Genomic DNA, 9,295 nt, shown 5'->3' on the forward strand with positions numbered 1-9,295 from the left:
CTCACCCATTTTTCGATTGCCGCGAATCGCGCCGCATGACAGCATGCGGGGCGATGCGAACCGAAAACAATCCGCGCCGCCCGGCCATCGAAGCCGGCGCGGCGCATGCGAACAGGCCCCCATCGATGAAACCGGCCCAACTTCACGATAACGACCCGACCGGAGAGTCCCGCTTGTGAACATCGGCATCGTCAACGACCTGCCGCTCGCGGTCGAGGCACTGCGCCGCGTGCTCGCGCGGCGCCCCGAGCACCGCGTGCTGTGGGTCGCGACCGACGGCGCGCAGGCCGTCGAGCTCTGCGCCGCGCAGCCGCCCGACATCGTGCTGATGGATCTGATCATGCCGAAGTTCGACGGGATCGAGGCGACGCGGCGCATCATGCGTTCCGCGCGGCCGTGCGCGATCCTGATCGTCACGAGCAGCATCGGCGCGAACACCTGGCGCGTGTACGAGGCGATGGGCGCCGGCGCGCTCGACGCCGTCGATACGCCGCAGCTGCGCGAAGGCGCGGCCGGCGACACCGCCGATCTGCTGCTCGCGAAGATCGACCAGATCGGCCGTCTGCTCGATGCGCCGGGCGGCGTGCGCGCCGGCTGCGCGACGCATCGCGCGCACGGCGGCCCGCTCGTCGCGATCGGCGCGTCGGCCGGCGGCCCGGGCGCGCTCGCGTCGATTCTCGGCAGCCTGCCCGCGGACTTCGATGCGCCGATCGTGATCGTCCAGCACGTCGATCGCGCGTTCGCCGAAGGCATGGCGCAGTGGCTCGACGGTCAGACGCCGCTCACCGTGCGCGTCGCGCGCGAAGGCGATCGCCCCCAGCCGGGCGTCGCGCTGCTCGCCGCGACGGACGATCATCTGCGGATGACGCGCGCCGGCACGCTCGCGTACACGCGCGAACCGGCCGCGACGCCGTACCGGCCGTCGGTCGACGTGTTCTTCAACAGCCTGACCGAACACTGGTCCGGCAACGTGATCGGCGTGCTGCTGACGGGCATGGGCCGCGACGGCGCGATCGGGCTCAAGGCGCTGCGGATGAAGGGCTACCATACGATCGCCCAGGACGAAGCGACCAGCGCCGTCTACGGGATGCCGAAGGCGGCCGCGACGCTCGGCGCCGCGCGCGCAATCCTGCCGCTCGAGCGCATCGCGGGCGAACTCGCGACGCTCGTGCGCATCTGAACCTGCCGCGCCCCACCGACGCCCTTCCCGCCATGACAGACCCACGCATCGACCATGACTAGCGACCCGACGCGCCTGCCGCCCGTTCACGCGCCGTACCCGCCCGCCGATGCACCGGCGATGGTGCTGCTGGTCGACGATCAGACGATCGTCGCGGAAGCCGTGCGACGCGCGCTCATCGACGAGGCCGGCATCGACTTCCACTACTGCGCGCGCTCCGACGACGCGATGGCCGCGGCGATCGACACGCGCCCGACCGTGATCCTGCAGGACCTCGTGATGCCCGGCACCGACGGGCTGACGCTCGTGCACGCGTATCGTGCGAATCCCGCGACGCGCGACGTGCCGATCATCGTGCTGTCGACGCAGGAAGAGCCGACGATCAAGCGCGCCGCGTTCGCGGCGGGCGCGAACGACTATCTCGTGAAGCTGCCCGACCGCATCGAACTCGTCGCGCGCATCCGCTACCACTCGCGGTCGTACATGAACCTGCTGCAGCGCGACGATGCCTACCGCGCACTGCGGCAATCGCAGCAGCAGCTCCTCGAAGCCAATCTCGAACTGCGGCGTCTCATGCATTCGGACGGTCTGACCGGGCTGTCGAACCGCCGCTATCTCGACGAATACCTGGCCGCCGAGTGGCGGCGCGGCACGCGCGAGCGCGCGGAGCTGTCGCTGCTGATGATCGACGTCGACCACTTCAAGCTGTACAACGACACGTACGGCCACGTCTCGGGCGACCACGTACTGCGGCAGGTCGCGACGACCATCGCGCAGTGCCTGCGGCCGTCCGGCGATCTCGCCGCGCGTTTCGGCGGCGAGGAATTCGCGGTCGTGATGCCCGGCACGTCGGCGGGTGCCGCGCGACTGCTCGGCGAGAAGATCCGGCTCGCGGTCGACGCGCTGCGGCTCGAGCACGGGCAGTCGACGGCCGGCCACGTGACGGTCAGCATCGGCGGCGCGAGCATCGTGCCCGCGCCCGGCCTGCCGACGACGGCGCTGATCGAGGCCGCCGACCGCGCGCTCTATCGCGCGAAGCACGACGGCCGCAACCGCGTCGAGGTCGACCCGCCGCGGCCCGCGCGCTGACTGCGCACGGCGCGCGATCGTCACACCAGCGCGAAACGCCGTGCGTAGTCGACGGGATCGAGCGGCCGGCTGAACAGGTAGCCCTGCTGCATGTCGCAGCCGATCTGCTGCAGAAACCACGACTGCGCCTCGGTCTCGACGCCTTCGGCCGTCACCTTCATCCCGAGCGAATGCGCCATCGCGACGACTGCCTGCGTGATCGCGACCGCATCGCGATGATCGGGCACGCCCGACACGAACGAACGGTCGACCTTCAGGTTGTGGAGAGGAAAGCGCTTCAGATAGGCGAGCGAAGAATAGCCGGTGCCGAAATCGTCGACCGAGATCCGCACGTTCATCTCGGTCAGCGCCTCGAGCATCGGCAGCACCGTCGCGGTGTCGTTCATCAGTACGCCTTCGGTGATCTCGAGTTCGAGCGCGCCGGGATCGAGCCGCGTCTGCGCAAGGCAGCGGTTCACCGATTCGACGAGCCCGTCGTGGAACTGGCGCGGCGACAGATTGACCGCGAGCATCAGGTCCGGCGCAATCGTGCGGCGCCATTCCGCCGCCTGCCGGCACGCGGTTTCGAGCACCCACTGGCCGATCGCGACGATCAACCCCGTATCCTCGGCGACGGGAATGAACTCGGCCGGCGACATCGGCCCGAGTTCGGGGCTCGTCCAGCGCAGCAGCGCCTCGGCGCCGACCGTGCGACCGGTGCGCGCGTCGACGACGGGCTGATACGCGAGCCGCAGCGCGTTCGACGCGAGCGCACGCCGCAACGACTGCTCGATCGCGAAACGGCGCTGCAGCCGCAGGTTCAGCTGCGCGGTAAAGAACGTGAAGTGATTGCGTCCGCGCTGCTTCGCGTCGTACATCGCCGAATCGGCGTTGCGCATCAGCGTCGCCGCATCGTCGCCGTCGCGCGGCGCGATGCTGATGCCGATCGACACGCCGAGCCAGTATTCGTTGTTCGCGACCGCGAACGGCTTCGCGATCGCATCGATCACTTCGCGCGCGAGCGCCGCGAGCGCCTCGGGATCGTCGCAGTCGTCGACGAGGATCACGAACTCGTCGCCGCCGACGCGCGTCAGGGCATGCCGGCCGCGCATGCACGCCGCGAGCCGCGCCGCGACGCTGCGCAGCAGCGCATCGCCGGCGTCGTGGCCGGCCGTGTCGTTGACCTTCTTGAAGCCGACCAGATCGAGAAACAGGATCGCGACGCGCGCCGGGCCGCCCGCCGGATCGCGGCCGCCGAACAGCTCGCGCATGCGGTCGGACAGCCAGCGGCGGTTGTACAGGCCCGTCAGCGCGTCGCGCGTCGCGAGGTAGCGCAGCTGCTGCTGCGCTTCGCGCACGGGGCCGATGTCGTGGAACGACACGAGCACCGACGCGGCCTGCGTGTCGCCCGGCTTCACGATCGGCACCGCGTTGCCGCGCACCCAGATCACGTCGCCGTCCGCGAGGCCGAAGCCGACCGTATAGTCGAGCACGGGCGTCCCGCTCGTCAGCGCGCGCCGGCTCGGCCAGTGGTCGGGCGCGATCGGCGTGCCGTCCTCGGACAGCTTGCGCAGGATCACCGTCGACATCCGGCGCCCGACGAGTTCGCCCTTCGCGCGCAGCATCCGGTTCGCGCTCGGATTGCTCGCGATCACGACGCCGTCGCGCGACACGACGAGAATCCCTTCGTTGAGGCTGTTGACGACGAGCCGGTGATGTTCCTCGCTGCGCGCGAGCTGCTGCGCGATGCGGTCCTGATGCACGGCGAGCCCGACGCTGTTGCTGATGTCGAGCAGCAGCGCGGTTTCCTCACGGCTCGGCCGGCGCGATGTGCGGTAGTAGACGGCGAACGCGCCGAGCACGACGCCCGTGTCGTCCTCGAACGGCACCGACCAGCATGCGCGCAGCCCGAGCGGCAGCGCGATCGACCGGTATGCGTCCCACAGCGGATCGGTCTCGATGTCCTCGACGGCGATCATCCGGCGCGTGTACATCGCGGTGCCGCACGAGCCGGCCGCGGGCCCGATCGCCGCGCCGTCGATCGCGGCGCTGTACGGCGCGGGCAGCGACGGTGCGGCGCCGACCCGCACGTGCACGCCGTCCTCGTCGAGCAGCAGGATCGAGCATGCCGCGCCTTTCCCCAGCAGCGCCTCCGCACGCCGGCAGACCTCGGCGAGCAATTCCGGCAGCGGCGTATTGCGCGTGATCAGCTTCAGCACGCTTTGTTCGGACGCGAGCACTTCCGCCGCGAGGCCGAGGCTGTAGCGCGCACTGTGCGGTTCGGTATTCAAGATGAATCCTGCCGTCCGTTCGACCGGGCCGACACCCCGATTCGATTTCGATCTTTCGTACCGCTTTCGCCCCGGACTCACACCGCGCACCGGAGCGCCCCGTTTTCGCGCGCCGCATCGGGCGCGCCGCCCACCGTTCACACGAATCCATTTAACACCAATCCGTGACGGCCGGCGTATCGATCGGCATCGGGAGTTACGCGTGGGTGCGGTGCAGCATGCGGCGCGCGAATCGCGCGTCGCGCAGGTATTCATTCGATGCATCGCGCGCCGTCATGCGAGCGGCGACGGACGGCCCGGCCGTGCATACGCACAGCGGTGTGCGCGGCCGGGCCTGCTGTGTGCGCGCTCAACCGTCGGTCGAGACGGTCAGCGCCTCCCACGCGCGGATTTCGTCCTGCCAGGCCGACAGCCGCTGCGTGACGAGGCCGAGCGCATCGCTGCCGAGCAGCAGATGGGCGGGCGGCTGCTCGGCGGCGATCACTGCGAGGATCGCGCGCGCGGCCTTGTGCGGATCGCCCGGCTGCTTGCCGCTGCGCGCGACGCGTGCCGCGCGGACCGGATCGAACAGCCCGTCGTAGTCCGCGATCGAGCGCGGCGTGCGCACCATCGAGCGCCCGGCCCAGTCGGTACGGAACGAGCCGGGCGCGACGGCCGTCACGGCGATGCCGAGCGGCGCGACCTCCTGGCGCAGCGCGTCCGAAATGCCTTCGAGCGCGAACTTGCTGCCGCAGTAATAGCTCAGCCCCGGCATCGTGATGTGCCCGCCCATCGACGTGATGTTGACGATATGGCCGCGCCGCCGCATGCGCATGAACGGCAGCACGGCCTTCATCATCGCGACCGCGCCGAACACGTTCACGTCGAACTGCCGGCGCAGTTCCGACAGCGGCGACTCCTCCATCACGCCTTCGTGTCCGTAGCCCGCGTTGTTGACGAGCACGTCGATCGCACCGACCGTGCGCTCGATGTCGGCGACGACGCCGTCGATCGCGTCGAAGTCCGTCACGTCGAGCACGCGCGCGATCGCGCGCTGCGCGTCCAGCGCTTTGAAATCGCGCGCGGCCTGCTCGCTGCGCACGGTGCCGACGACCGTATGCCCCGCTTCCAGCGCCGCTTGCGCGAGTGCGCGGCCGAAGCCGCTGCTGACGCCGGTGATGAGCAGAAGCTTGTTCGATGCCATTGCAGTCTCTCCCGAAAATCGATTGAAGCCTGCATACTAGTGTCGATCGCGAAGCCGATTAACGCGAATTCCGCTGTTTTTTTTGCCTAAAACTATGAACGCAATGCAAGCTGACCGGCGCGACGGCGAACGCTCGCCGGATCGCCGGAACCGGATCGTCGCGCTGTCCGCCGCGCTCGCGCCGCGCGAAGGCTACAACCTGACCGCGCTGCCGAGCGTGCGCATCCTGCGCTCGGACCGCGCGCTCGCGCGCACGCCGGTGCTGTACGACCCGGGCATCGTGATCGTCTGCCAGGGCCGCAAGCGCGGCTACTTCGGCGACGCGCTCTACCTCTACGACGAGCGTCACTATCTGGCCGTCTCGGTGCCCGTGCCGTTCAGCATGGAAACCGACGCGACGCCGGCGCGGCCGCTGCTCGCGCTGTATCTGCATCTCGATTTCGCGATGGCGGCCGAGCTGGCCGCGCAGATCGACCGCGCCGGCGGCACGCCGCCCGTGCATGCGCCGCGCAGCATGATGTCGACGCCGATGGACGACGCGATGCACACATCGGTGCTGCGCCTGCTCGACGCACTGACGCGGCCGCTCGAGGCGGCCGTGCTCGGTCCTGGCCTGCTGCGCGAACTCTACTTTCGCGTGCTGACCGGCGCGCAGGGCCCATCGATGCGCGCGGCGCTCGCGATGCGCGGCCAGTTCGGCCGGATCGGCCGCGCGCTGCGCGCGATCCATGCCGGCTACGCGCAGCCGCTCGACGTCGCGCAGCTCGCGCGCGAAGCCGGCATGAGCGTGCCGAGCTTCCACAGTCACTTCAAGGCCGTCACGCAGGTGTCGCCGATGCAGTACGTGAAGTCGACGCGGCTGCATCAGGCGCGGCTGCTGATGGTGCGACAGGGGCTGACGGCGGAAGCGGCGAGCCACGCGGTCGGCTACGCGAGCCCGTCGCAGTTCAGCCGCGAGTTCAAGCGGCTGTTCGGCGCGACGCCCGCGTCCGAAACGAAGCGCATGCGCGAAAGCTTCGCGTTGCCGCCCGCGTTCGCCGATGCCGAGTACGTGTCGTCGCACTGACGCCCGCGAGCGACCGCGGCTGCGATACGCGCCGCGCGCCGGCATGGTCTAATGCCGATGCAAGCGGCCGCGACCGTCCGTGCCAGACGCGCTGCGGCCCGCTCCGATCCCCCGCCCGCACAGGACCGCATATGAACCGTACCGAAATCAAGGCGCTCGTGTTCGATGTGTTCGGCACGATCGTCGACTGGAGAACCACCGTCGCACGCGAAGCCGGCGTCTTTCTGCAGCGTTACGCGCCGACGCTCGACGCGTTCGAGTTCGCCGACGCATGGCGGCGCGAATACGTGCCGTCGATGGAGGAAATCCGCAGCGGACGCCGTTCGTACGTGCGGCTCGACATCCTGCATCGCGAGAATCTCGTGCGCATCATCGAGCGCTACGGGATCGCCGGCGTGCCGGATGCGGCGATCGACGCGCTGAATCTCGCATGGCACCGCCTCGACCCGTGGCCCGATTCGGTCGACGCACTGACGCGGCTCAAGCAGCGCTTCATCATCGCGCCGCTGTCGAACGGCAACATCCGGCTGATGGTCGACATCGCCAGGCATGCGGGGCTGCCGTGGGACGCGATCCTCGGCGCCGAAGTCGCGCGCGCGTACAAGCCCGCGCCGAAGGTCTACAACGAAGCGGTCGAGATTCTCGGCGTCGCGCCGGCCGAGATCTGCATGGTGGCCGCGCACAACAACGATCTCGCGGCCGCGCGCCGCGTCGGCCTGTCGACCGCGTTCGTGCGGCGCCCGACCGAATACGGGCCCGGCCAGCAAACGGATCTGCAGCCGGAAGACGCGTGGGATTTCGTCGTCGACGATCTGCACGCGCTGGCGCGGCAGTTGGGCTGCGGCGACTGAGCGGCGCGCGGACGCGTGGTGCTCGATGTGCGAGGCCCGTCGCCGCGCGCGGGCTACGACAGGCTACGCGCCCGCCCTCAACCGCCCGGCTCCCCGACGAACCGCAACTCGCTCGACTCACCCGACAGCAACGCACGATTCGCGTCCGCCGCCGCGCGCAGATAGTCCCACAGCGCGGTCACGCGCCGCAACTTGCGCAAGTCCTCGCGGCAGGTCAGCCAGAAGCAGCGCGTGACGACGACCTCATCCGGCAGCACCGGCACGAGCGCCGGCTGCGCGGCCGCGATGAAGCACGGCAGGATCGCGAGCCCGCCGCCGTGCAGCGCCGCGAAGGACTGCGCGATCACGCTCGTCGTTCTCAGTCCGGCCGTCGCGCCCGGCACCGCGCGCTCGAGATACAGCAGTTCGCTGCTGAACGCGAGATCGTCGACGTAGCTGATGAAGGTATGCCGCGCGAGATCGTCGGTGCCGGCGATCGGCGGATGGGTCGCCAGATAGTCGCGCGTCGCATAGAGCCGCAACTGATAGTCGCAAAGCTTCGTGCAGACGTAAGGGCCGCGCTCCGGCCGCTCGAGCGTGACGGCGAGATCGGCCTCGCGCTTCGTGAGACTGACGAAATGCGGCACCGGCAGCAGATCGACCGTCACGCGCGGATGCGCGGCGCGAAACCGCGCGAGCTGCGGCGCGAGAAAGAAGCAGCCGAACCCTTCGGTCGATCCGATCCGCACGTGGCCGGACAACGCCTCGCCCGTATGCGCGACCTGGTCGCACGCGGACTGCACGGTCGTCTCCATCGCGTCCGCATAGGCGACGAGCCGCTGCCCTTCGGCCGTCAGCGTGAAGCCCTCCGCGCGCGACTTGTCGAACAGCAGCGTGCCGAGCGACGCCTCCAGTGCGCGGATGCGCCGTGCGACGGTCGTGTAGTCGACGCCGAGCCGCTTCGCGGCACCGCTCGCCCGCTGCGTGCGCGCCACTTCGAGAAAGAAGCGCAGGTCGTCCCAGTTCAGCTTGCCGGCAACCGGCTCGGTCGGATGTCGCATCGGCGGGATCGAATGAGAAGTGTCTCCGGGCCGGCCGCGATATGCATTCATGCACATCCAACCGGTTTCTTTGTCGGTACATCGCGAATCTGCGCATAACTATACTCGACCGTGACCGGCGGACCATGAGCCGCCGGCACACACCAAATATGGAGACACCATGCAGACGCGATCCACGCTCGACGAGCATGCAACCGCCGCGCTGCCGGCCCCCGCGCGCACCGCGCGGCATCATCTGCTGGCCGGCTGGGCCAGCATGGCCGGCACGACGATCGAGTGGTACGACTTCTTCCTGTACGGCACCGCCGCCGCGCTCGTATTCAACCGCATCTTCTTTCCGTCGCTCGACCCGGTCGTCGGTACGCTCGCCGCGTTCGGCACGTTCGCGGTCGGCTTCATCGGGCGGCCGATGGGCGGCATCGTGTTCGGCCACTTCGGCGACCGCATCGGCCGCAAGTCGATGCTGATGATCACGCTGCTGCTGATGGGCGTGCCGAGCATGATCATCGGGCTGATCCCGTCGTACGACCGCATCGGCTACTGGGCCGCCGCGCTGCTGATCGCGATGCGCTTCCTGCAGGGGATGGCGGTCGGCGGCGAATGGGGCGGCGCGGTG

The 9,295-nt window shown here is 69.5% G+C and carries 8 protein-coding genes; 5 read left to right on the forward strand and 3 right to left on the reverse strand.

The window, feature by feature from the left end; all coding sequences use genetic code 11:
- The first annotated feature begins 175 nt into the window (after window positions 1–175).
- On the forward strand, window positions 176–1,180 hold the full coding sequence (locus tag HMPREF3115_RS11020; RefSeq protein ID WP_006399756.1) for a chemotaxis response regulator protein-glutamate methylesterase: 1,005 nt from the start codon (window positions 176–178) through the stop codon (window positions 1,178–1,180).
- A gap of 54 nt (window positions 1,181–1,234) precedes the next feature.
- Window positions 1,235–2,269: a diguanylate cyclase gene (locus tag HMPREF3115_RS11025; protein WP_059936516.1), complete on the forward strand. Its 1,035-nt coding sequence runs from the start codon at window positions 1,235–1,237 to the stop codon at window positions 2,267–2,269.
- Between the two features lie 20 nt (window positions 2,270–2,289).
- Here HMPREF3115_RS11025 and HMPREF3115_RS11030 read toward each other — a convergent pair whose 3' ends face one another.
- Both HMPREF3115_RS11030 and HMPREF3115_RS11035 read right to left on the reverse strand, forming a co-directional pair.
- Complete coding sequence (locus tag HMPREF3115_RS11030; protein ID WP_006410196.1) at window positions 2,290–4,539, reverse strand: putative bifunctional diguanylate cyclase/phosphodiesterase; 2,250 nt, start codon at window positions 4,537–4,539, stop codon at window positions 2,290–2,292.
- A gap of 349 nt (window positions 4,540–4,888) precedes the next feature.
- Window positions 4,889–5,722 (reverse strand): oxidoreductase, encoded by an 834-nt coding sequence (locus HMPREF3115_RS11035; RefSeq protein WP_070554395.1) that lies wholly within the window; start codon window positions 5,720–5,722, stop codon window positions 4,889–4,891.
- A gap of 94 nt (window positions 5,723–5,816) precedes the next feature.
- Here HMPREF3115_RS11035 and HMPREF3115_RS11040 point away from each other — a divergent pair, with 94 nt between their 5' ends.
- Both HMPREF3115_RS11040 and HMPREF3115_RS11045 read left to right on the forward strand, forming a co-directional pair.
- Window positions 5,817–6,788, forward strand: a complete 972-nt coding sequence (locus HMPREF3115_RS11040; protein WP_070554397.1) for an AraC family transcriptional regulator — start codon at window positions 5,817–5,819, stop codon at window positions 6,786–6,788.
- A gap of 131 nt (window positions 6,789–6,919) precedes the next feature.
- On the forward strand, window positions 6,920–7,639 hold the full coding sequence (locus HMPREF3115_RS11045) for a haloacid dehalogenase type II (RefSeq protein WP_070554399.1): 720 nt from the start codon (window positions 6,920–6,922) through the stop codon (window positions 7,637–7,639).
- 77 nt (window positions 7,640–7,716) lie between these two features.
- Here HMPREF3115_RS11045 and HMPREF3115_RS11050 read toward each other — a convergent pair whose 3' ends face one another.
- Entirely contained in the window at window positions 7,717–8,679 is a 963-nt protein-coding gene (locus HMPREF3115_RS11050) for a LysR family transcriptional regulator (RefSeq protein WP_053298705.1), read from the reverse strand.
- A gap of 160 nt (window positions 8,680–8,839) precedes the next feature.
- On the opposite strand from HMPREF3115_RS11050, the gene HMPREF3115_RS32360 reads away from it, so the two are divergent.
- The coding region (locus tag HMPREF3115_RS32360) for an MFS transporter (RefSeq protein WP_256276122.1) at window positions 8,840–9,295 on the forward strand (456 nt) is incomplete at its 3' end.

Source organism: Burkholderia sp. HMSC10F09, assembly GCF_001806955.1.
Classification (GTDB): domain Bacteria; phylum Pseudomonadota; class Gammaproteobacteria; order Burkholderiales; family Burkholderiaceae; genus Burkholderia; species Burkholderia multivorans.

What these genes read in the sequence shown, in the direction of transcription:
- HMPREF3115_RS11025 (WP_059936516.1), top strand. Translation starts at nt 1,235, where the DNA reads ATGACTAGCGACCCGACGCGCCTGCCGCCCGTTCACGCGCCGTACCCG.
- HMPREF3115_RS11035 (WP_070554395.1), bottom strand. Translation starts at nt 5,722, where the DNA reads ATGGCATCGAACAAGCTTCTGCTCATCACCGGCGTCAGCAGCGGCTTC.
- HMPREF3115_RS11040 (WP_070554397.1), top strand. Translation starts at nt 5,817, where the DNA reads ATGAACGCAATGCAAGCTGACCGGCGCGACGGCGAACGCTCGCCGGAT.
- HMPREF3115_RS11045 (WP_070554399.1), top strand. Translation starts at nt 6,920, where the DNA reads ATGAACCGTACCGAAATCAAGGCGCTCGTGTTCGATGTGTTCGGCACG.
- HMPREF3115_RS11050 (WP_053298705.1), bottom strand. Translation starts at nt 8,679, where the DNA reads ATGCGACATCCGACCGAGCCGGTTGCCGGCAAGCTGAACTGGGACGAC.